At 67.8% G+C, this 20,791-nt stretch carries 15 protein-coding genes; 4 read left to right on the top strand and 11 right to left on the bottom strand.

Annotated features, from left to right (window positions below):
* Nucleotides 1–414 precede the first annotated feature (414 nt).
* The 3 genes from tyrS to ACFWIX_RS16010 are packed head-to-tail and all read right to left on the bottom strand — an operon-like array spanning nucleotide 415 to nucleotide 4,746.
* Nucleotides 415–1,728: a tyrosine--tRNA ligase gene (tyrS, locus tag ACFWIX_RS16020; RefSeq protein ID WP_377217124.1), complete on the bottom strand. Its 1,314-nt coding sequence runs from the start codon at nucleotides 1,726–1,728 to the stop codon at nucleotides 415–417.
* Nucleotides 1,729–1,788: 60 nt separating this feature from the next.
* Entirely contained in the window at nucleotides 1,789–4,017 is a 2,229-nt protein-coding gene (locus ACFWIX_RS16015; protein WP_377217123.1) for a HelD family protein, read from the bottom strand.
* A gap of 51 nt (nucleotides 4,018–4,068) precedes the next feature.
* Nucleotides 4,069–4,746: a DNA-3-methyladenine glycosylase gene (locus tag ACFWIX_RS16010; protein ID WP_377217122.1), complete on the bottom strand. Its 678-nt coding sequence runs from the start codon at nucleotides 4,744–4,746 to the stop codon at nucleotides 4,069–4,071.
* Between the two features lie 93 nt (nucleotides 4,747–4,839).
* Here ACFWIX_RS16010 and ACFWIX_RS16005 point away from each other — a divergent pair, with 93 nt between their 5' ends.
* Both ACFWIX_RS16005 and ACFWIX_RS16000 read left to right on the top strand, forming a co-directional pair.
* Nucleotides 4,840–6,318, top strand: a complete 1,479-nt coding sequence (locus ACFWIX_RS16005) for an AlkA N-terminal domain-containing protein (RefSeq protein ID WP_377217121.1) — start codon at nucleotides 4,840–4,842, stop codon at nucleotides 6,316–6,318.
* Nucleotides 6,315–6,863, top strand: a complete 549-nt coding sequence (locus ACFWIX_RS16000; protein ID WP_377217120.1) for a methylated-DNA--[protein]-cysteine S-methyltransferase — start codon at nucleotides 6,315–6,317, stop codon at nucleotides 6,861–6,863. The genes ACFWIX_RS16005 and ACFWIX_RS16000 overlap by 4 nt, the downstream gene beginning before the upstream one ends.
* Nucleotides 6,864–6,955: 92 nt before the next feature.
* Here ACFWIX_RS16000 and argH read toward each other — a convergent pair whose 3' ends face one another.
* Genes argH through argC form a run of 8 tightly spaced genes read right to left on the bottom strand, consistent with a single transcriptional unit; the run spans nucleotide 6,956 to nucleotide 15,653 of the window.
* Nucleotides 6,956–8,383 (bottom strand): argininosuccinate lyase, encoded by a 1,428-nt coding sequence (gene argH / locus ACFWIX_RS15995; RefSeq protein ID WP_377217119.1) that lies wholly within the window; start codon nucleotides 8,381–8,383, stop codon nucleotides 6,956–6,958.
* A gap of 5 nt (nucleotides 8,384–8,388) precedes the next feature.
* The gene (locus tag ACFWIX_RS15990) at nucleotides 8,389–9,594 is read right to left on the bottom strand and encodes an argininosuccinate synthase (RefSeq protein ID WP_377217118.1); all 1,206 of its coding nucleotides are present in this window, start codon (nucleotides 9,592–9,594) and stop codon (nucleotides 8,389–8,391) included.
* A 46-nt stretch (nucleotides 9,595–9,640) separates the two neighbouring features.
* A complete protein-coding gene (locus tag ACFWIX_RS15985) occupies nucleotides 9,641–10,171 on the bottom strand; it encodes an arginine repressor (RefSeq protein ID WP_377217117.1) in 531 nt (176 codons plus the stop codon).
* A complete protein-coding gene (argF, locus tag ACFWIX_RS15980) occupies nucleotides 10,171–11,175 on the bottom strand; it encodes an ornithine carbamoyltransferase (protein WP_377217116.1) in 1,005 nt (334 codons plus the stop codon). Before argF ends, ACFWIX_RS15985 begins: the two co-directional genes overlap by 1 nt.
* Entirely contained in the window at nucleotides 11,172–12,449 is a 1,278-nt protein-coding gene (locus tag ACFWIX_RS15975) for an acetylornithine transaminase (RefSeq protein WP_377217115.1), read from the bottom strand. The genes argF and ACFWIX_RS15975 overlap by 4 nt, the downstream gene beginning before the upstream one ends.
* Nucleotides 12,446–13,414 (bottom strand): acetylglutamate kinase, encoded by a 969-nt coding sequence (gene argB, locus ACFWIX_RS15970; RefSeq protein ID WP_377217114.1) that lies wholly within the window; start codon nucleotides 13,412–13,414, stop codon nucleotides 12,446–12,448. Before argB ends, ACFWIX_RS15975 begins: the two co-directional genes overlap by 4 nt.
* A gap of 44 nt (nucleotides 13,415–13,458) precedes the next feature.
* Complete coding sequence (argJ, locus tag ACFWIX_RS15965) at nucleotides 13,459–14,625, bottom strand: bifunctional glutamate N-acetyltransferase/amino-acid acetyltransferase ArgJ (RefSeq protein WP_377217113.1); 1,167 nt, start codon at nucleotides 14,623–14,625, stop codon at nucleotides 13,459–13,461.
* A complete protein-coding gene (gene argC, locus ACFWIX_RS15960; protein WP_377217112.1) occupies nucleotides 14,622–15,653 on the bottom strand; it encodes an N-acetyl-gamma-glutamyl-phosphate reductase in 1,032 nt (343 codons plus the stop codon). The genes argJ and argC overlap by 4 nt, the downstream gene beginning before the upstream one ends.
* 130 nt (nucleotides 15,654–15,783) lie before the next feature.
* Between argC and ACFWIX_RS15955 the strand changes: the two genes are divergently transcribed.
* Entirely contained in the window at nucleotides 15,784–16,749 is a 966-nt protein-coding gene (locus ACFWIX_RS15955) for a quinone oxidoreductase family protein (protein ID WP_377217111.1), read from the top strand.
* A gap of 99 nt (nucleotides 16,750–16,848) precedes the next feature.
* The gene (locus ACFWIX_RS15950; RefSeq protein WP_377217127.1) at nucleotides 16,849–20,790 is read left to right on the top strand and encodes a Pls/PosA family non-ribosomal peptide synthetase; all 3,942 of its coding nucleotides are present in this window, start codon (nucleotides 16,849–16,851) and stop codon (nucleotides 20,788–20,790) included.
* The last annotated feature ends 1 nt before the right edge of the window (nucleotide 20,791 follow it).

Raw genomic sequence — 20,791 nt, 5'->3', positions numbered from 1 at the left:
ACCACGGGGTGGCGGCACAGCAAAAACAACCAATCAATAAAACAATTGGTATCAACAAACTTGGCACACTATTGAGTTCTCAAACAACAGACACATTCGAATATTCCCGAAGCAATTCATTCAATGAATTTCGCTTCGTATTTCTCCGCTGCGATGTTTTTATCTTATTTCATCTTCATTGGCTTTTGCAAATCCGGTTGTTTTCCCGGAATTCACCCAAACGAGATGAATCCGCCCAGCAAAATATCGAAGGACTCTTCAATCCGTGCCCTGCACGGCCAAGAATCGCTTCTCATTTGTTGGGGGTTTGTCACCACTCAGCGGCTGCGACTCAGAAAACAATACACGCCCCTCCGCGGCCGTGCAAATCGGCTTCGGAAGGGCGTGCATCGGGCTGGGCGGGCAGGCTGCCGGCTAGGGAACCAGGACCTGAACCGTCGCGAGGTTCTTCTTGCCACGGCGCAAAAGGAGGTACTGCCCATGGAGCAGTTCGGACTCCGAAATCACGGCTTCCGGGTCCAGTACCTTCTCGTTGTTTACGTAAGCGCCACCCTCCCCTACTGTGCGCCGGGCAGCAGACTTGCTCTCCGACAATCCGGAGGCGACGAGCAGGTCGATGATGCCAAGCGCGTCGACCTGGACCGTGGCGGAAGGAAGCTCCGAGGTGGCTGCCTGCAGCGTCTGCTTGTCCAGCGCAGAAAGGTCGCCGTTACCGAACAGCGCGGCGGAGGCGGCGATGACCTTTTCCGTGGCCTCGACACCGTGCACCAACGAGGTAACCTCGAACGCCAGCTTCCGCTGGCCTTCCCGTGCGAATGGGCGTTCTGCCACGGCCACGGCAATCTCTTCGATCTCGGCACGCGACAGGAAGGTGAAAACCTTCAGCCGGTCCACCACGTCAGCGTCGGCCGTGTTGAGCCAGAACTGGTAAAACGCGTACGGGCTGCACATGCCGGCATCCAGCCAGATGGCATTGCCCTCGCTCTTGCCGAACTTGGTTCCGTCGGAGTTGGTGATCAGCGGGGTCCCCAGCGCGTGGACGCTCTTGCCTTCGACCTTACGGATCAGTTCGGTACCGCTGGTGAGGTTGCCCCACTGGTCGGAGCCGCCGGTCTGCAGGACGCAGCCGTATTCGCGGTACAGCTCCAGGTAGTCCATGCCCTGCAGGATCTGGTAGCTGAACTCCGTGTAGCTGATGCCCTCGTCCGAGCTCAGGCGCGAGGCCACCGCATCCTTGCGGAGCATGGTTCCGACGCGGTAGTGCTTCCCTACTTCACGCAGGAAGTCGATGGCGCTCAGCGGTGCGGTCCAGTCAAGGTTGTTGACCATCCGCGCGGCATTGTCGCCCTCGAAGCTGAGGAATCGGCGCACCTGGGCCTGGAGGTACCCGACCCATTCAGCAACGGTGTCCTTGGTGTTCAAGGTGCGCTCCGCCGTCGGACGCGGATCACCGATCATGCCGGTGGAGCCGCCCACCAGGCCCAGGGGGCGGTGCCCCGCCAGCTGCAGGCGCCGCATGAGGAGCAGCTGGACCAGGTTGCCCAGGTGCAGGCTCGGTGCGGTGGGGTCGAAGCCGCAATAGTACGTAACCGGTGCACCGGCGAGGAGCTTTTCCAGCTCCGCTTCGTCGGTGGAGACGTGGACCAGGCCACGCCACTTCAGCTCCTGCCAAATATTGGCAAAGGTGGGGTCGTTCTGCTGCGATTCGAGGCTGCTTAGTTCTGGCACGCCTTCTAAGTTAGCAGTATTGCCGCGGCCTCCCTCAGCGCCGCGGGCGGCCCTCCACTTTCACCGGATAATGCCTGCCGGCACCGGCTGCCCTGCGATCAACCGCAGCCGCTGCGTGGCACGGGTCATGGCAACATACAGGTCCCCCACCTTGCCGTGCTCATGGTTGAGCATCATGGCAGGCTCCAGCACCACCACGCCGTCGAACTCCAGGCCCTTGGCCTCACGCGGACTGATCACCACGATGTCCTGCTCGTAGCTGCCCGCGCCGTTGCCGATGCGCCGGCCGTAGGCGGCACGCAGGGCGGATGCAGCTTCAGCGAGAAGGGGACCGTCGGCAATCACGGCGAGCAGGCCGCCGTCGAGCGCTGCAAGCTCCTTCGGCAGCACCTCCACCAGGCGGTCCACCAGCGCACCCGGCTGCACCTGGTCCACGATCGGCGCCCAGCGGCCCTCCCGGACCGCCTTGGGCGCAGACACCACCAGGCCGGCGGCGTTGGCCATCCGCACCGCGGCCTCGGCGATCTGCGTGGGCGTACGGTAATTGACCGTCAGCTCCTCCAGCTGCCACCTGTCACCGAACATGGGCCCCAGCGCACCCTGCCACGAGTTGGCGCCGGCAACGGAACTGGTCTGGGCAATGTCCCCCACGATCGTGAAGGACTTCAGCGGGCACCGGCGAACCAGCAGCCGCCACTGCATCGGGGACAGCTCCTGGGCCTCGTCCACCACGATGTGCCCGAACGCCCAGGTCCGGTCCGTGGTGGCGCGCTCGGCCGCGGTGAGCCGGGCCTCGCGTTCCTGGTTCTGCTCCATCAGGTCCTCGGCCGTCATGAGCGCATCAACGCCGGCCGTTTCCATGTTGACCAGCGTCTGCTTGGCGTTGGCCAGGTCCCGCGCGCGGTCGTGTTCCTGCTGCGCCAGGCCGCGGCCGGCCGCCGGGTCGAGTTCGCCCAGCAATTCGGCGGCTTCGTCCAGCAGCGGAACGTCGGATTCGGTCCACGGGGCGTCCGCCGGGCGCAGCAGCAGATCGCGCTCGGCGGGCGAGAGATGCGGGGTGCAGAACTCCAGCACGGCGGGCTTGCTGAACAGCTCGGAAATCAGCTTCTCGGGCGTCATCGGCATCCAGCAGAGGTTCAGCGCGATCCGCACGTCCCGGGCGGTCCGGACATCCTCGGCCAGGTAGGAGCGGTCCGCGTTGTTGCCGATGTTCCCGGCTTCCACCATGTCCGTCAGCTGTTCGGTCAGCTCACGCAGCAGGATCTTCACGAAGGTCACCCGTGCCTCGTTGTACGGCTTTCCGGTGGACCGGGCGCGTTCGCGGGCGCGGCGCACCTGGCGCGGCGTGAGGGTGAGCTTGCGCCCGTCCACCTCCAGGATCTGGTTCCCGGCCGGGACCCGCTGGCGGTTGGAGACGGCGTTGGCCACCACGGTGGCCATGTCCAGGCGCCCCTTGATGGCCGCCACGGCGGCTTCCGTTTCGGGAACAGCCTGGATCCCGGGCATCAAGCGGCCCAGGCTGGCCATCACGACGCCGGTCTCACCCAGCGAGGGCAGCACCCGTTCGATGTACTTCATGAACGACGACGACGGGCCCACCAGCAGGACACCTGCACTCTTGAGCCGGTCCCGGTGGGTGTAAAGAAGGTAGGCGGCGCGGTGCAGCGCCACGGCAGTCTTGCCCGTACCCGGCCCGCCCTGCACCACGAGGGCACCGGAGATGGAGGAACGGATGATCCGGTCCTGTTCCGACTGGATGGTGCTGACGATGTCCGACATGCGGCCGGTCCGCTTCGAATTTAGGGCCGCCAGCAGGGCCCCTTCGCCCTGCAGCGACTCGTTGTCCGCGAGCATGGAGGCATCCAGCACGTCATCCTCGATCGCCTTGACCTCGCGGCCCTGCAGGATCAGGTGCCGGCGCCGCCGCACGCCCTGCCGGTCGAAAGCGGTGGCCTGGTAGAAGTGGCCAGCTTCCGGCGCGCGCCAGTCCACCATGAGCCGCTGCAGGTCCTCGGTGGACAGGCCGATACGGCCGATGTACTGCGCTTCCCCGGAATCCAGGTCCAGCCGGCCGAAGACCAGCCGGTCATCCACGGCGTCCAGCTGCGCAAGGCGGTCCTCATACAGGGCAGCAAAGGCGTCACGTTCGGAAACATTCTGCATGGTGCCCACGGCGCCGGCCCGCCGGACCTGCGCCAGCTGCCGGCGCTTTTCCTCGCGGAGCTCTTCCAGCCGGGCATAAAGGCCGGCCACATACTCCCGTTCGTGGGCCAAATCCGCGTCGAGCATTAACGTTCCCCTATCGCAAAAGACAGACCTACCATTCTACAACCATTTCCGTTAACGGGCGCCAAACGCGGGCGGTCCGGCCTTCCCCGGGCGCGGCTTCGCGGCCTTGTACCGGGACACGGTGGGATCGCCCGTGATCCAGTACCGCCATGCATACTCCCCGGACCCGCCGGCGCCGGACACCCCCACCCGCGGACCGGAGCTGACCGCCCCAGCCGGGCGGGGCGGAAGTACCAGCGCAAAAGGCGGCGCCAGGGCATCCCGGCCGCTGTCCGCCGTCGTAAGGCCCAACGCCTTGGCGAGCCGGGCAGGGCCGCTGGCGAGATCGGCGGCGGTCCTGGACGTGTGCCGGCGTTTCCGTGCCAGCTCGAGGCCGTCCACGATTTCGCCGGCGCGCAGCAGCAGGGCGGAAGCTGTGCCAGGGGGGCCGCACACAATATTGGTGCAGTGGTGCATCCCGTAGGTGAAGTAGACGTAGAGATGCCCGGCCGGGCCAAACATCGGCGCGTTGCGCGGAGTGGGGCCGCGGTACGTGTGGGAGCCGGGGTCGGGATGGAGCGAATCCTCCGGGCCCAGGTACGCCTCAACCTCGGTCAGCCGGACAGAGACCGGCCCCTCCCGGGACTCGTGCGTGAGGACGGCACCGAGCAGCAGCGGGGCAAGGTCGCGGGCGTCTCCGGACAGGAACCGGCGCAGGTCGTCCGGGCCATGAGACAGCTGGTCACTCATGGGCAGACTCTATCGAGACCGGCAGGAAACCGGCTACGCAGCCATGTCCGATTTCCGCTAGGTGCAGCCTCTTCGGGCTGGCAGGATGGAAGCATGGATTTCTGGCAGCGCTACCGGGCCATCGACGCCCGGGATACCCGCTTCGACGGGCAGTTCTACACTGCCGTGCGGACCACGGGGATCTACTGCCGCCCCTCATGCCCGGCCCGGACGCCCAAAGCGTCCAATGTCACCTTCTACGAGACCTCCGCTGCGGCGCACGACGCCGGCTACCGGGCCTGCAAGCGATGCCTCCCCGAAGCGGTCCCCGGGACGCCGGCGTGGAATCTCCGCCAGGACGTTGCCGGCCGGGCCATGCGCCTGATCAACGACGGCGTGGTGAACCGGGAGGGAGTGGAGGGGCTGGCGGCGCGGCTGGGCTACTCCGCGCGGCAGCTCAACCGGATCCTCACCCACGAACTCGGCGCCGGGCCCCTCTCCCTGGCCCGCGCTGGGCGCGCCCAGACAGCCCGCACGCTGCTGGTGTCCACTTCCATGAAGCTGGGCGATGTCGCCTTTGCTGCCGGGTTCAGCAGCGTCCGCCAGTTCAACGAGACCATGCTGGCGGTCTTCGCCATGACTCCCGGCGAGCTTCGCCTCGCTGCCCGGCCGCACCGGCCCGCCCGCGGAACCACCGCCCTGACGCTCGCACTCCCCTACCGGCAGCCCTTCGACCCAGGCGTTTTCTCCTTTCTGGCGGTCCGCACCATTCCCGGGATTGAGGCCGGGACGGAGGCCTCCTATGCGCGCACGCTGCGGCTGCAGCACGGAGACGCGAGGTTCCGGGTGGATTACGACGACGGCGCCCCGGGCCGGCCGCTGACCCTCACCGTGGGGGCGGTGGACCTTCGCGACCTGCCGGCACTGCTGGGCCGGGTGCGCAGGCTGTTCGACCTGGACGCGGACCCCGAGGCCATCGACGACGCCCTCCGTGGTGATCCCCGGCTTGCACCGTCCGTGGCCGCCGCGCCCGGGCTGCGCATGCCGGGGGCAGTGGATCCGCAGGAGCTGCTGGTCCGGGCCATGATGGGCCAGCAGGTCACGGTCGCTGCCGCCCGCACCGCCCTTATCCGATTGTCTGCCGCGGGCAGTCCAAGTACCGCCGCCGGTGACAGCCTGGAGCGGCTGTTTCCCACGCCGGCGCAGCTAGCGGAGGCCGGACACCTCCTGGCCGGCCCTCGGCGCAGGATCGATGCACTCCTTCACGCAGCATCCGCCATGGCTTCCGGCGAGCTGGACTTTGGCTACGGCAACGATGTGCCGGGGCTCGAAGCCGCCCTCCTGCCCCTGCCGGGCGTGGGAGCATGGACCATAGGCTATGTGGCCATGCGGGTCCTCGGCGCCCCGGACATCTTCCTGGCCAACGACGCGGCGGTACGCAATAGGATCCGCGCGCTCGATCATGGGGGCAGCGCCCTTAGCCCTGACTTCCGGGAAACCAGCCCGTGGCGCTCGTATGCCACCATGCACCTCTGGCGCGCCGCCGCCCGCCCGTCCCCCACAACCACCGTTCCCCTGAAAGGGATGCCATGAAAGCCCAACTTCTGCAGCTGTCCACGCCGGACGGGCCGTTCACCATCCTCGCGCGTGACGGTGTGGTCCTTGCCTCGGGCTGGACGGCTGGCCTTCCGGAATTGACCGGGCAGGTCCATCCCGGGCTGCGGCCGGACGCCGTGGACATGGTGGCGGATCTCGGAGCCATCTCCTCCGCCGTCGAAGCCTTCTATGCCGGTGACCCCGCCCCGGCCATGGCGGTGCCCGTCCTCCAGCAATCTGGCCCGTTCCGTGCCCATGCCTGGGATGTGCTGCGGCAGGTCAAGCCGGGCTCACCCGTCACGTACTCGGAGTACGCCGCCCTGGCCGGCAATCCGCGCGCCGTGCGGGCCGCGGCCAGTGCCTGTGCCTTCAACGCAGCGGCCCTGTTCGTCCCGTGCCATCGTGTGATCCGGACCGATGGCTCGCTGGGCGGGTTCCGCTGGGGTCTCGCGATCAAGGAAAGCCTCCTGGCCCGCGAAGCCAACCAGCCGCCGTCGTCCGCGTACCCGAACGTCCACATACCCGGACGCTCTCTCACTTAATGCCTGAAAAACACCAACGCTCTCTCATTTTCCTGAAGAAAGTGAGAGAGCGTTGCCCCAAAAGCCGCATTAAGTGAGAGAGCGTCGGGGGGTTAGGCGGCGTAGGTGCGGGCCGTCTCCAGCTCGCCTTCCAGCGCGGCCAGTTGGCGTTCGACGGCGGCCGGTGCCGTTCCGCCCTGGGAGTTGCGGCTGTTCAGCGACCCCTCCGTGGACAGGACAGAGCGGACCTCGGGCGTCAGGTGCTCCGAAATGGCGGCGTACTCCTCATCCGTTAGGTCCCACAGCTCAACGTTGCGGGACTCTGCCTGCTTGACCGCGGCGCCGGAGAGCTCGTGGGCTTCCCGGAACGGCACGCCCTGCCGGACCAGCCACTCGGCAATGTCCGTGGCCAATGCAAAACCCTGCGGTGCCAGCGACTCCATCCGTTCGGTGTTGAACTTCAGGGTGGCGATCATGCCGGAAACCGCCGGAAGCAGCAGCTCCAGGGTGTCCGCCGCGTCGAAGACCGGTTCCTTGTCCTCCTGCAGGTCGCGGTTGTACGCCAGCGGCAGTCCCTTGAGGGTGGCCAGCAGCCCGGTCAGGTTGCCGATCAGGCGCCCTGCCTTGCCGCGTGCAAGTTCCGCCACGTCCGGGTTCTTCTTCTGCGGCATGATGGACGATCCAGTGGAATACGAATCATGCAGCGTCACGAAGGAGAACTCCTTGGTGGCCCAGAAGATGACTTCCTCGGAGATCCGGGACAGGTCCACGCCGATCATGGAACACACCCAGGCGAACTCGGCGAAGACATCGCGGGACGCGGTGCCATCGATCGAGTTGTGCACCGCGGAGTAGAAGCCCAGGTCGGCGGCCACCGCCTCAGGGTCCAGGCCCAGCGAGGAACCCGCCAGGGCACCGGAACCGTATGGCGAAACACCTGCGCGCTTATCCCAGTCCTGCAGCCGCTGTACGTCGCGCAGCAGCGCCCAGGCGTGGGCAAGCAGGTGATGGCTGAGCAGCACGGGCTGCGCATGCTGCAGGTGGGTCCGGCCTGGCATGGCCACGCCCTGGTGGGCCTTGGCCTGTTCCACCAGCGCGTCCACCGTGTCCAGCACGCCCCGGGCGATGATGCGGGCATGGTCGCGCAGGAACATCCGGCCCAGCGTGGCCACCTGGTCGTTGCGGGACCGGCCTGCCCGGAGCTTGCCGCCCAGCTGGGCACCAGCGCGCTCTATCAGGCCACGCTCCAGGGAACCGTGCACATCCTCGTCGGACTCCGCAGGCTGGTACGCGCCGGAGGCTACGTCCCCATCGAGCTGCGTCAGCGCGGCAAGCATTCCTTCCAGCTCAGCGTCGTCCAGCAGGCCGGCCTTATGCAGCACCCGCGCGTGCGCCTTGGAACCGGCAATGTCGTAGCGGGCCAGCCGCCAGTCGAAGTGCGTGGACTTGCTGAGCGCGGCCAGCGCGTCCGCGGGGCCGCCGGCGAACCGGCCGCCCCACAGTGCGCCGGTGTTGGTAGCTTCAGACTTTGCGTCAGCCACGCGGGCTACTTCCCTGCGACCCGGATGTCGCGGCCGGAGGCAACCTTGGCGGACATGCCCCACAGCTCGATGAAGCCGCGGGCCATGGACTGGTCGAACGTGTCACCGGTGTCGTAGGTGGCCAGGTCGAAGTCGTACAGCGAGGTGTCGGAGCGGCGGCCGTTGACGATGGCCTGGCCACCGTGGAGGACCATGCGGATGTCGCCGGAGACGTACTTCTGGGTGTCCTCAATGAATGCGTCAAGGGAGCGCTTCAGCGGGGAGAACCACTGGCCGTCGTACACCAGCTCTGCCCAGCGCTGGCCGACCGTTGCCTTGAAGCGGGCCTGCTCGCGCTCGATCGTCACGTCCTCGAGGTGCTTGTGGGCGGTGATCAGCGCCATCGCGCCGGGTGCTTCGTAGATTTCGCGGGACTTGATGCCCACCAGGCGGTCCTCGACGACGTCAATGCGGCCCACACCCTGGGCACCGGCACGGCGGTTGAGTTCCTGGATGGCCTGCAGCGGGGAGACCCTGACGCCGTCGATCGCCACCGGCACGCCGGCCTCGAAGGAGATGGTGACCTCATCCGGTGCCGGCGGGAATTCCGGAGTGGCGGTGTAGTCGTAGATGTCCTTGGTGGGCGCGTTCCAGATGTCCTCCAGGTAGCCCGTTTCGACGGCGCGTCCCCAGACGTTCTGGTCGATGGAGTAAGGGTTCTTCTTGGTGGTTTCGATGGGCAGGCCCTTTTCCTCGGCGAAGGCGATGGCCTTGTCGCGGGTGAGGGCGAGGTCGCGGACCGGCGCGATGCACTTCAGGTCCGGGCCGAGGGTCTGGATGCCCACTTCGAAGCGGACCTGGTCGTTGCCCTTGCCGGTGCAGCCGTGCGCAACCGTGGTGGCGCCGAATTCGCGGGCTGCTTTGACCAGGTGCTTGACGATCACCGGGCGGGAGATGGCGGAGACCAGCGGGTAGTGGCCCTGGTAAAGGGCGTTGGCCTTCAGCGTGGGGACGCAGTATTCGTTGGCGAACTCATCCGAAGCGTCGGCCACGTAGGCCTCCACGGCGCCGCAGCCCAGTGCGCGCTGGCGGATGGTTTCCAGCGATTCGCCGCCCTGTCCGACGTCCACGGCCACGGCGATGACCTCTGCCCCGGTCGCTTCGCCGATCCAGCCGATGGCGACGGAGGTGTCCAGGCCGCCGGAGTAGGCCAGCACAATGCGTTCAGTCACTTTGTTTGCTCCTTGTTGGGGGTTGTTTTGATGATTGTCTTCAAGCTTATTGCCCGGCTTCCTCAGCCAGTTGCAGGAAGCGGGCGGCAAGGTCCGGGCCGCCGAGCGGGTCGCGGGAGACCAGCAGCACGGTGTCGTCACCGGCGATGGTGCCCAGGATGGACGGCATGACAGAGTGGTCGATCGCCAGGGCGAGGAAGTTCGCGGCACCGGGCGGGGTCCGCAGCACCACGAGGTTTGCCGACGCTTCTGCGGTGACCAGCAGTTCGCTGCAGAGCCGGGCCAGGCGGGCGTCCAGGATTTCCTGGCTCACCCCCGCCTTGGCCGCGCGTTCGCCGCCCTCGCCCGGAACCGCGTAGACCAGCGCGCCCTCCTGCCCACGGACCCGGACGGCGCCGAGTTCCACGAGGTCCCGCGACAGCGTCGCCTGGGTGACCTGCACGCCGTCGTCCGCGAGCAAGGCCGCCAGCTCGGCTTGGGAACGCACCGACTGGCCCGTAAGGATCGCGGTGATGCGCGCCTGGCGGGCTGTCTTGGTGGCCGGGCTGGAGCCCGCGGCGGTGGGCTGGGAGGACACTAGAACGTGCTCTCCCCGGTGCCCTCGACCGGCGCGAGGCCGTCCACAAAAGCCAGGCCGGAGCGGTGCATCAGCCATGCCATGAGCGCCTTCTGCGCGTGCAAACGGTTTTCGGCCTCGTCCCAGACGATGGACTGCGGACCGTCGATCACGCCGGCGGAGATTTCGTAGCCGCGGTAGGCGGGCAGGCAGTGAAGCACGACGGCGTCATCCGCAGCCAGGGCCATGGCCTCCTCAGTCACGGAGTACTCCCGGAAAAGCTGCATCCGCGCCTCCTTTTCGGCTTCCTGGCCCATGGAAACCCAGGTGTCGGTGGCTACCACGTCGGCACCCTGCAGGGCTTTCGCGGCGTCGGTGGTGATGAGCACGGACCCGCCGGTCTCGGCGGCGCGTTCCTCAGCTGCGGCAACGATGTCCGCGGCCGGCAGGTACCCCTCGGGACCCGCGATCCGGACGTGCATGCCCGCGGTGACGCCGGCGAGCAGGTAGGAGTTGGCCATATTGTTGGCGGCGTCGCCCAGGTAGCTCATGGTGAGTCCAGTGAGCTTCCCCTTGTGTTCCTTGACCGCCAGCAGGTCCGCCAGCAGTTGGCACGGGTGGTAGTCGTCGCAGAGCGCGTTGATGACGGGCACGCTGGAGTTTTCCGCCATGGCCACCAGGCCGGCATGGGCACCGGTCCGCCAGACGATGGTGGATACCATGCGTTCCAGGACCTTGGCGGTGTCCTCCACGGACTCCTTGTGCCCGATCTGGGCTTCACCGGGGTTGATGATGAGGGCGTTGCCGCCCATGTCGGCGATGCCGGTGGCGAAGGAGACGCGGGTCCTGGTGGAGGTCTTGTCGAAGATCACGGCCACGGTCTTGCGGCCGTTTCCGTGGGCGGCATACGGCTGGACGCTGTACGGTGCGGCCTTCATGCGGGCGGCCAGGTCCAGGACTTCGGCCTGTTCGGCGGGGCTGAGGTCCGTGTCCTTGAGGAAGTGCCGGGTGGAGGAGCGAGTCACTGGGCGTCCTTAGCTGTTTGGAGGATGGCGGGAAAAGCGGCGAGGAAGGCGTCGGCCTGCGCTTCGGTGAGGATCAGCGGTGGGGCCAGGCGGAGCGTCCTCGGGCCGGGGCTGTTGACGATAAAGCCGGCGTCGAGGCCTGCCTGCACCACCGCGGGCGCCACGTCGGCGTCCAGGTCGAAGCCGATCAGCAGGCCTTCGCCGCGGACCTCGGTGACGCCGGGAATGGCGCGCAGCCCGTCCCGCAGGTGCTCCCCCACCGCAGCGGCGTTCGCCAGGACGTTTTGGCTTTCCAGTGCGTGCAGGGTTGCGAGGGCGGCCGCGGTGGCCACGGGGTTTCCGCCAAACGTGGTGCCGTGCTGGCCGGCGGACAACAGCGACGACGGCGCCTCGCCCAGGGTGATCAGCGCACCGACCGGGAACCCGCCGCCCAGCCCCTTGGCCAGGGTGATAGCGTCCGGAACGATGCCGGCCTCTTCGCTCGCGAGCCACTTGCCGGTGCGGCCGATGCCGGTCTGGACCTCGTCGAGGATGAGCAGTGCGCCCGCTCTGGTGGTGGCGGCCCGGGCCGCCTGGAGGTAGCCGGCGGGCAGTGGCCGTACACCGGCCTCGCCCTGGATGGGTTCGAGGAAGACCGCGGCAACAGTGTCATCCACCGCGGCCTCCAGGGCGGCGATGTCACCGAACGGGATGTGCTCCACGCCGCCGGGCAGCGGCTCGAACGGGGTCCGGTAGGCTTCCTTGGCCGTGAGTGCCAGTGCCCCCATGGTCCGGCCATGGAAGGCACCTTCGAGGGCGATGATCCTGGTCCGCCGCGGAGCCTCGCCCGGCGCGGAGCCGGTGTTGCGGCGGGCCAGCTTGAAGGCGGCCTCGTTGGCTTCGGTGCCGGAGTTGGTGAAGAACACCTTGGACCCGGCGGGCGCCTTCGCCAGGGCCAGCAGCTTCTCGGCCAGGGCAATCTGGGGCGGGCTGGTGAAGAAGTTGGAGACGTGCCCCAGGGTGGCCAGCTGGCTGCAGATCACGGACGTCACGAAGGGGTGGGCATGGCCCAGCGCGTTGACGGCGATGCCGCCCAGCAGGTCAAGGTATTCCTTGCCGTCGGCATCCCAGACGAGGCAGCCGGCGCCCCTGACCAGGACGCGCTGCGGGGTGCCGAAAACCCCCATCAGGGAGCCGGAATAGCGGGCCAGCCAGTCGGCGCCGCTGCCGTCGCCGGTGATCAGCGCGGCTTCGGCGCCGGCGGCGGCGGGGTTGACGTCAACAGTGTGGTTCATGCGTTGACCTCCTGGTCAGGAACTACCTGGGTGCCGATGCCGGCGGTGGTGAAGGTTTCCAGCAGCATGGAGTGCGGCAGGCGCCCGTCCACGATGTGCGCGCGTTCCACGCCGCCGTCAACGGCCTTCAGGCAGGCCTCCATCTTGGGGATCATGCCGGATTCCAGGGTGGGAAGCAGTTCGCGCAGGTCTGACGCCTTGAGCGACGAAATCAGCGAGGACCGGTCCGGCCAGTTGGCGTACAGGCCCTCCACGTCGGTGAGGATCACCAGTTTGGAAGCGCCGAGAGCTTCGGCGAGGGCGGCGGCTGCCGTGTCCGCGTTGACGTTGAGCACCTGGCCGGTGGTCTGGTGCGCCTCCCCCTGGGCGCGGCCGTCGACGGCGGTGCCCGGGTTGGCGATTTCGGGCGCCACGGTGGAGATGACCGGAATCCGGCCGGCGGCCAGGATGTCCAGGATGCCTTCGGGATTCACGCCCACCACCTCGCCCACCAGGCCGAGGTCCACTTCCTCGCCGTCGATCACGGTGCCGGTGCGGACCGCCCAGAGCAGGCCGCCATCCTCGCCGGACATGCCCACGGCGTAGGGGCCGTGGGAATTGATGAGGCCTACCAGCTCACGTCCCACCTGGCCGGTCAAGACCATGCGCACTACGTCCATGGCCTCCGGCGTGGTGACGCGCAGACCGCCCTTGAACTCGGACTCGATCCCCAGCCGGGCCAGCATGGAATTGATCTGCGGGCCTCCGCCGTGGACCACCACGGGATGGATGCCCACGTGGTGCAGGAAGACCACGTCCTCGGCGAACGCGCGGCGCAGTTCGTCGTTGACCATCGCGTTGCCGCCGTACTTGATCACCATGGTGGTGCCGGCAAAGCGCTGGATCCAGGGCAACGCCTCGATCAGCGTGGCGGCTTTGTCCTGGGCGTCCAGCATCGAGGTGTTTTCACGGGTTCGGGTGTTCATGGCCTGTCTTCCTGAAGTGGCAGAGAGTTTCGGCGGGCAGCTGCCTAGCTTGAGTAGGCGCTGTTCTCGTGCACGTAGTCGTGGGTCAGGTCGTTGGTCCAGATGGTGGCTTCTGCGTCGCCGGCCTGAAGGTCAATCTCCACCAGCACCTCGCGGGGCTCCAGGTCCACCAGGCTGCGGTCGTCGCCGATGCTGCCGTTCCGGCAGATCTGGACGCCGTTCATGGCCACGTTCAGCTTGTCAGGCTCGAATGCGGCGTCGGTGGTGCCCACGGCGGAAAGTACGCGTCCCCAGTTCGGGTCCTTGCCGAAGATGGCCGCCTTGAAGAGGTTGGACCGGGCCACCGAGCGGCTGACGGCCTCGGCGTCGGCTTCGCTGGCGGCGTTGAAGGTCCGGATGGCGATGTCGTGGCTGGCGCCTTCCGCGTCCCCGATGAGTTTGCGGGCCAGTTCCGCGCATACCTGGGTCAGTCCGGCCCCGAAGGCTGCGGCGGAGGGAACCGCGCCGGAGGCGCCGGAGGCCAGGAGGACCACGGTGTCGTTAGTGGACATGCAGCCGTCAGAGTCGGCCCGGTCGAAGGTGACCCGCGTGGCGTCGCGGAGGACGACGTCGAGCATGTCCGCCTGCACGTCCGCGTCGGTGGTGAGGACCACCAGCATGGTGGCCAGGCCGGGAGCGAGCATGCCGGCGCCCTTGGCGATGCCGCCGATGCTGAATTCCCGGCCGTCCGCGTCGCTGCCGATGAACAGGGCGGATTTGGGTACGGAGTCCGTGGTCATGATGGCGGTGCCTGCTGCCGGGCCGCCATCGGTGCTCAGTTCGGCGGCGGCTGCTTCCACGCCCGGCAGGAGCTTGTCCATGGGCAGGTGCTCGCCGATGAGGCCGGTGGAGCAGACAAAGACGTCCGTGGCGGAGAGGCCCAGCACATCCGCTACCTTTTCGGCGGTGCTGTGCGTGTTCTGGAAACCCTGGGGGCCGGTGCACGCGTTGGCTCCGCCCGAGTTGAGGACCACCGCATCCACGCGCCCGTCGGAGACCACCTGGCGGGACCAGTGCACTGGGGCTGCGGCCACGCGGTTGCTGGTGAAGACGGCGGCGGCGGCCTTGGACGGGCCGTCATTGACCACCAGTGCCAGGTCGGGGTTGCCGGAGGCCTTGAGCCCGGCGCTGACGCCTGCGGCCCGGAATCCGGAAGGTGCGGTAATGGTCACGGGGCTACTCCCTGCAGGTTGAGGCCGTCGGTTTCCGGCAGGCCAAGTGCGATGTTCATGGACTGGACCGCGCCGCCGGCGGTGCCCTTGGTGAGGTTGTCGATCACGCAGGTGACAATGACGCGGCCGGTGTGACTGTCGAACGCGAGCTGCATGGCGGCATGGTTGGAGCCCTGGACGGCCTTGGTGGCGGGCCATTGCCCTTCGGGGAGCAGGTGCACGAAGGGCTCGTCGTCGTAGGCATCGGCCCAGGCCTGGCGAAGCTGCTCAGCGGTGGTGCCAGGCTTAACACGGGCGGTCGCCGTGGTGAGGATGCCGCGGCTCATGGGCGCCAGGGTGGGCGTGAAGGACACGGTGACCTGTTCGCCCGCCGCGTTGGACAGGCCTTGCTCGATCTCGGGGGTGTGGCGGTGCCCGCCGCCCACGCCGTAGGGGCTCATCGAGCCCATGACTTCGGAGCCGATGAGGTTTACCTTGGCGGCCTTGCCCGCGCCAGAGGTGCCGGACGCCGAAACGATCACGACGTCGTCGGGCGCCAGGAGCCCTGCACTGAACCCGGGCGTCAGGGCGAGCAGGGCTGACGTCGGGTAGCAGCCGGGGACGGCGATGCGGGTGGCGCCTTTCAGCGTCTCGCGCTGGCCGGGAAGCTCCGGCAGGCCATAGGGCCAGGTGCCGGCGTGCGCCGAACCGTAGAACTTTTCCCAGGCAGCCGGGTCTTCGAGCCGGTGGTCAGCGCCGGCGTCGATCACCACGGTGCCTTCGGGTAGCTGGGCAGCGATTTCCGCGGATGCACCGTGCGGAAGGGCGAGGAAGACCACGTCATGCCCGGAGAGGTTCTCCACCGTGGTGTCCTCCAGGATGCGGCTGGCGAGTCCGTGCAGGTGCGGCTGTAGTTCGCCCAGCCGCGAGCCCGCGTTGCTGTGCGCTGTGATGGCGCCGATGGTCACGCCGGGATGCCCGGCCAGGAGGCGGAGGACTTCGCCTCCTGCATAGCCGCTGGCGCCGGACACTGCCACTGAAATAGTCATGCCTTCGACTATACAACAATACTTATGCATAAGTCCCGATATTTATGCATAGCTGTCCGCACCGGCCTCGATGTCCCTACGATGGGTGCAGCAGCCGGGCCGGAGAGGCCGGACCCGGGAAAGGAGATCCATGACGCACGCCATCGTCGCACGGGAGGCCGGAGGCCCGGAAGTCCTCGCCTATACGGAAATCGACCGTCCCGCCCCGGGCCCCGGGCAGCTGCTGGTCAAAGTGGGTGCGGCCGGCGTGAACTTCATCGACACCTACAAGCGCAGCGGCACCTACAAGGTCCCCTTCCCGTTCACCCCCGGCTCCGAACTGGCCGGCACCGTGGAGGAACTCGGCGAGGGCGTCACCGGGTTCTCGGCCGGCGACCGGGTGGCCACTGCCGAAGGCATCAGCTGCTACGCCGACTACGCTCTGGTGGACGCCGATGCTGCACTTCCCGTTCCGGCCGGACTGGACGACTTCACCGCGGCCGCCCTCCCGCTGCAGGGCATGACCGCCCATTACCTGATGAACTCCACGTTCAAAGTGGAAGCCGGGCAGACGGTACTGCTGCACGCCGGCGCAGGCGGCGTGGGCCTGCTGTTGATCCAGCTGCTGAAGCTGCGTGGCGCAACGGTGGTCACCACCGTCTCCACTGATGAGAAGGCACAGCTTGCGCTGGAGGCAGGCGCGGACCACGTGCTGCGGTATGACGGGTTTGCCGGACGGGTGCGGGAGCTCACCGGCGGCGCGGGCGCCCACGTGGTGTACGACGGCGTCGGGAAGGACACGTTTGACGATTCACTTGCGGCGCTGCGCGTCAGGGGAACGCTGGTACTGTTCGGCGCGGCCTCCGGCCCGGTGCCCCCGGTGGATCCGCAGCGGCTCAACGCGGGCGGTTCGCTCTTCCTGACCCGGCCCACCCTGGTCAACTACCTGCAGGACGCCAAGGAGCGGCGCTGGCGCTCGGATGAAATCTTTGCCGCCGCGGCGGACGGCAGCCTCAAGGTCCGCATCGGCGCCAGATACCCGCTCGCGGAAGCCGGGCAGGCCCACCGTGACCTCGAAGGCCGCCGCACTACGGGCAAGGTGCTCCTGGTGCCATAGTGGCAAACACCTCTGCTGTTCACTTGGGGGAGGCAGAATAGCAACGTGGCTCAACAGCAGCTCCCACCGAAGGATGTTCCCACCATTTACGCGCCCCAAATGCCCGGCTCCGTGTCCGCTCCCCCGGTCCGGACGCTCGTGGACATCCTGCAGGAGACTGCGGCCCGGTTTCCCGAGGCGTCCGCGCTGGACGACGGCCGCCGTTCCCTCAGCTATGCACAGCTGATGACTGAAGTCCGCGCGGTTGCCCGGCGCCTGGACCAGGCGGGGCTCGGCGCGGGCGACAGAATCGGCATCCGCATACCGTCGGGTACGAGTGAACTCTACGTATCAATCCTGGGCGTGCTTATGGCGGGGGCAGCGTATGTGCCCGTAGACGCGGACGATCCCGACGAACGGGCCCGGCTGGTCTTCGGCGAAGCCCTGGTGTCAGGGATCCTGGAAGGCGGCGGCGTCATCCGCGACGCCGGCCCCGGCGGTGGGGTACACGGTGCCAAAGGGGAACACGGTGCCGGCGGGGAGGACAGCGGCACCCGGCCACACGGTGCCAGGCCGCCGGCGCCGGAGGACGACGCCTGGGTCATCTTCACATCTGGTTCCACTGGAACCCCAAAGGGCGTGGCGGTCAGCCACCGCTCGGCGTCCGCCTTCGTGGACGCCGAGGCCCGGATCTTCCTGCAGGAGGATCCGCTGGGCCCAGAGGACCGCGTGCTGGCCGGGCTGTCCGTGGCCTTCGACGCCTCCTGTGAAGAAATGTGGCTGGCCTGGCGGCATGGGGCGTGCCTGGTTCCTGCCCCCCGCGCGCTGGTGCGGACCGGCATGGACCTTGGACCGTGGCTGATCAACCATGGAATCACGGCAGTGTCCACCGTCCCCACGCTCGCGGCGCTGTGGCCCGCCGAATCGCTGGAGAACGTGCGGCTGCTCATCTTCGGCGGCGAAGCCTGCCCCCCTGAACTCGCCGAGCGGCTAGCCATAGAGGGCCGCGAAGTGTGGAACACCTACGGCCCCACCGAAGCTACGGTAGTCGCCTGCGCAGCTCCGCTGGGCGGACCCGGACCGGTCCGGATCGGACTGCCGCTCGACGGCTGGGACCTGGCCGTCGTCGACCGCGACGCCGTCCCCGTCGCAGAAGGCGCGGTGGGCGAACTGCTTATCGGCGGCGTGGGGCTGGCCCGCTACCTCGATCCGGTCAAGGATGCCGAGAAGTATGCGCCCATGCCCAGCCTTGGCTGGGACCGGGCCTACCGGTCCGGAGACCTGGTCCGCTACGAGGCTGCCGGCCTGGTCTTCCAGGGCCGCGCTGATGAACAGGTCAAGCTTGGCGGGCGAAGGATCGAACTCGGGGAAATCGACGCCGCCCTCCAGTCGCTCCCCCTGGTGGGGGGTGCCGCCGCGGCGGTTCAGACCACTGCTGCCGGAAACCAGATCCTGGTGGGCTATCTTGCCTCCGCCACCGGTCAGGAGCTGGACCTGGACGCCGCCCGCGCGCAGCTCAGCGCCAGCTTACCGGCGGCGCTGGTGCCCATGCTGACTGTCGTGGATTCACTGCCCACCAAGACCAGCGGCAAAGTGGACCGGCATGCCCTGCCCTGGCCCCTGGCCGGTGCCAGCGCGGCAGAGGCCAACGCAGCTCCGCTGAACCTGCCCGATGACGCTGCCTGGATCGTGGAACAATGGAGCGCCGTCCTGGGCAGCCCCGTGACGTCCCTCGATGCCGACTTTTTCGCCTACGGCGGCGGCTCGCTCTCCGCGGCGCAGCTGGTATCTGCCCTCCGCCGCCGCTATCCGACAGTTACAGTGGCTGATATCTACGCAACGCCCCGGGTTGGAGCGCTCATTGAAGTGGCACGGCAATCGCTGCCGGGAGGCGCTGCCGGCCCTGCCCCCGCGCGGTCAGTACGCCCCACGGCCCTAAAATCACAGCTGTTCCAAACCCTGATGGGCGTTCCCCTGCACATCCTGGTGGGCATGCGCTGGCTGACGTACCTGATGGCGGCCAACAACATGCTCTCCGCGGGTGCCGGGTTCACTGCAGCACCCACCATCTCCTGGTGGTGGGTGGCGGCATCCTGGCTGGTCTTCGTCAGCCCCGCGGGGCGGATGCTGACTGCGGTTGCCGCCGCTCGGCTCTTGCTGCGGGGAGTCAAACCGGGCAGGTATCCACGATCGGGACAGGTCCACCTCCGGCTGTGGCTCGCCGAGCAGATCCAGGACCTGGCCGCTGCCATCAGCCTGGCCAGCGCCCCCTGGGTGCCGTCCTACGCCCGGGCGCTGGGGGCGAAGATCGGCCGCGACGTCCAACTGCACTCACTGCCGCCGGTGACCGGGATGCTGACACTGGGCAGGGGCGCAAACGTGGAGCCGGAAGTCGACCTTTCCGGCTGGTGGATCGACGGCGACTACGTCCACATCGGCGCTGTCCACGTTGGCGCCGGCGCCTCGGTGGGCGCGCGCAGCACGCTCATGCCGGGAACCGCTATTGGCGCGGGCGCGCAGGTCGAGCCGGGCTCGGCGGTGTCGGGCAAGGTGAAGGCCGGCCACCTGGTGGCCGGTTCCCCCGCCGCCCGGCAGGGCAAGGCCAAGCATGCAGTTCCCGACGCACCCGCCCTTGGGCGCGTCGCGGAGAGGGCCTGGATCGGCGGTTTCGCGACGGCCTCCGCGGCACTCTCCCTGATCCCCTACATTTCAGGGGCGGCGGCGCTGTGGGTGGCATACCTCTTTATCCAGGGCAGCACATCACTGAACGAAGCGGTTCCCCGGCTCCTGCCTGCCCTCGCGCCCGCCGCCCTGGTGTGGTTTACGGCCAACGCCCTGCTGATCCTTGCCGTAACAAGGCTGCTCAGCCTGGGTATCACGGAGGGATACCACAGGGTCCACAGCAGGGTGGGCTGGCAGGTATGGGCCACCGAACGTGTCCTGGACCTGGCCAGGGATTTGCTCTTCCCCATCTACGCCAGCCTCTTTACTCCGGTCTGGCTCCGGTTGCTCGGAGCCCGGATCGGCAGGAACGTCGAGGCTTCCACCGTCCTGCTGATCCCGAAGATGACCACCGTCGGCGAAGGCGCCTTCCTCGCAGACGACACCATGGTGGCGTCCTACGAACTGGACGGCGGCTGGATACGGGTAGCGCCTGCGAAAATCGGAAAACGGTCCTTCCTGGGCAACTCGGGCATGACCGCCGCGGGCCGCAACGTCCCCAAGAACTCTCTGGTGGCAGTCCTCTCCGCGACGCCCGTCAAGGCCAAGTCGGGCACCTCCTGGCTGGGCAGCCCGCCGGTCCGGCTGCGCCGCACGGCCATTGCCTCTGACGACACACGAACCTTCCAGCCGTCGCTGAGGCTCAAGATCGCCCGGGCCCTCTGGGAACTGTGCAGGTTCGTTCCGGTCATGCTCACGGCTGGAATTGCGGCGGGCACCATGCTGGTCTTCGACTGGCTCGCCGCAACGTTCAATTACGGTGTGGCCGCGCTGCTCAGCGGCGTGGTGATCCTGCTGGCCGGCTTGGTGGCAGCGGCCTCGGCGGTCGCCGCCAAATGGATTCTGGTAGGACGCATCCAGCCTGGTGAGCATCCGCTGTGGAGCTCGTTCATCTGGCGGAACGAAGTAGTCGACAGCTTCATTGAACTGGTCAGCGCACCCTGGTTCGCCCGCGCCGCGTCGGGAACCCCGGCGCTGGTGTGGTGGCTGAGGGCGCTCGGGGCGAAGATCGGGAGCGGCACGTGGTGCGAGAGCTACTGGCTTCCCGAGGCGGACCTGGTGACTCTCGGCCGGAACGCCACCGTGAACCGCGGCTGCGTGGTGCAGACGCACCTGTTCCACGACCGCATCATGAGCATCGGCCCTGTTACGCTCGAAGACGGCGCAACGATGGGACCGCACGGTGTCATCCTCCCGCAGGCGCGCATCGGCCACGGCGGAACGGTGGGACCGGCTTCCCTGGTCATGCGCGGGGAAACGGTTCCGGCCGGAACCTACTGGATGGGCAACCCCGTCAGTCCATGGGCCGGCCCCGGCGTTCCTGCACCCCGCCCGAAGTAAG

The sequence above is a fragment of the Pseudarthrobacter sp. NPDC058362 genome (assembly GCF_042723515.1).
Taxonomy (GTDB): domain Bacteria; phylum Actinomycetota; class Actinomycetes; order Actinomycetales; family Micrococcaceae; genus Arthrobacter.
This window is presented reverse-complemented; position numbering and strand designations above follow the sequence as displayed.

What these genes read in the sequence shown, in the direction of transcription:
- argB (WP_377217114.1), bottom strand. Translation starts at nt 13,414, where the DNA reads ATGAACACCCGAACCCGTGAAAACACCTCGATGCTGGACGCCCAGGAC.
- ACFWIX_RS15975 (WP_377217115.1), bottom strand. Translation starts at nt 12,449, where the DNA reads ATGAACCACACTGTTGACGTCAACCCCGCCGCCGCCGGCGCCGAAGCC.
- ACFWIX_RS15950 (WP_377217127.1), top strand. Translation starts at nt 16,849, where the DNA reads ATGCCCGGCTCCGTGTCCGCTCCCCCGGTCCGGACGCTCGTGGACATC.
- ACFWIX_RS16005 (WP_377217121.1), top strand. Translation starts at nt 4,840, where the DNA reads ATGGATTTCTGGCAGCGCTACCGGGCCATCGACGCCCGGGATACCCGC.
- ACFWIX_RS15955 (WP_377217111.1), top strand. Translation starts at nt 15,784, where the DNA reads ATGACGCACGCCATCGTCGCACGGGAGGCCGGAGGCCCGGAAGTCCTC.
- ACFWIX_RS16010 (WP_377217122.1), bottom strand. Translation starts at nt 4,746, where the DNA reads ATGAGTGACCAGCTGTCTCATGGCCCGGACGACCTGCGCCGGTTCCTG.
- ACFWIX_RS16000 (WP_377217120.1), top strand. Translation starts at nt 6,315, where the DNA reads ATGAAAGCCCAACTTCTGCAGCTGTCCACGCCGGACGGGCCGTTCACC.
- argC (WP_377217112.1), bottom strand. Translation starts at nt 15,653, where the DNA reads ATGACTATTTCAGTGGCAGTGTCCGGCGCCAGCGGCTATGCAGGAGGC.
- ACFWIX_RS16015 (WP_377217123.1), bottom strand. Translation starts at nt 4,017, where the DNA reads ATGCTCGACGCGGATTTGGCCCACGAACGGGAGTATGTGGCCGGCCTT.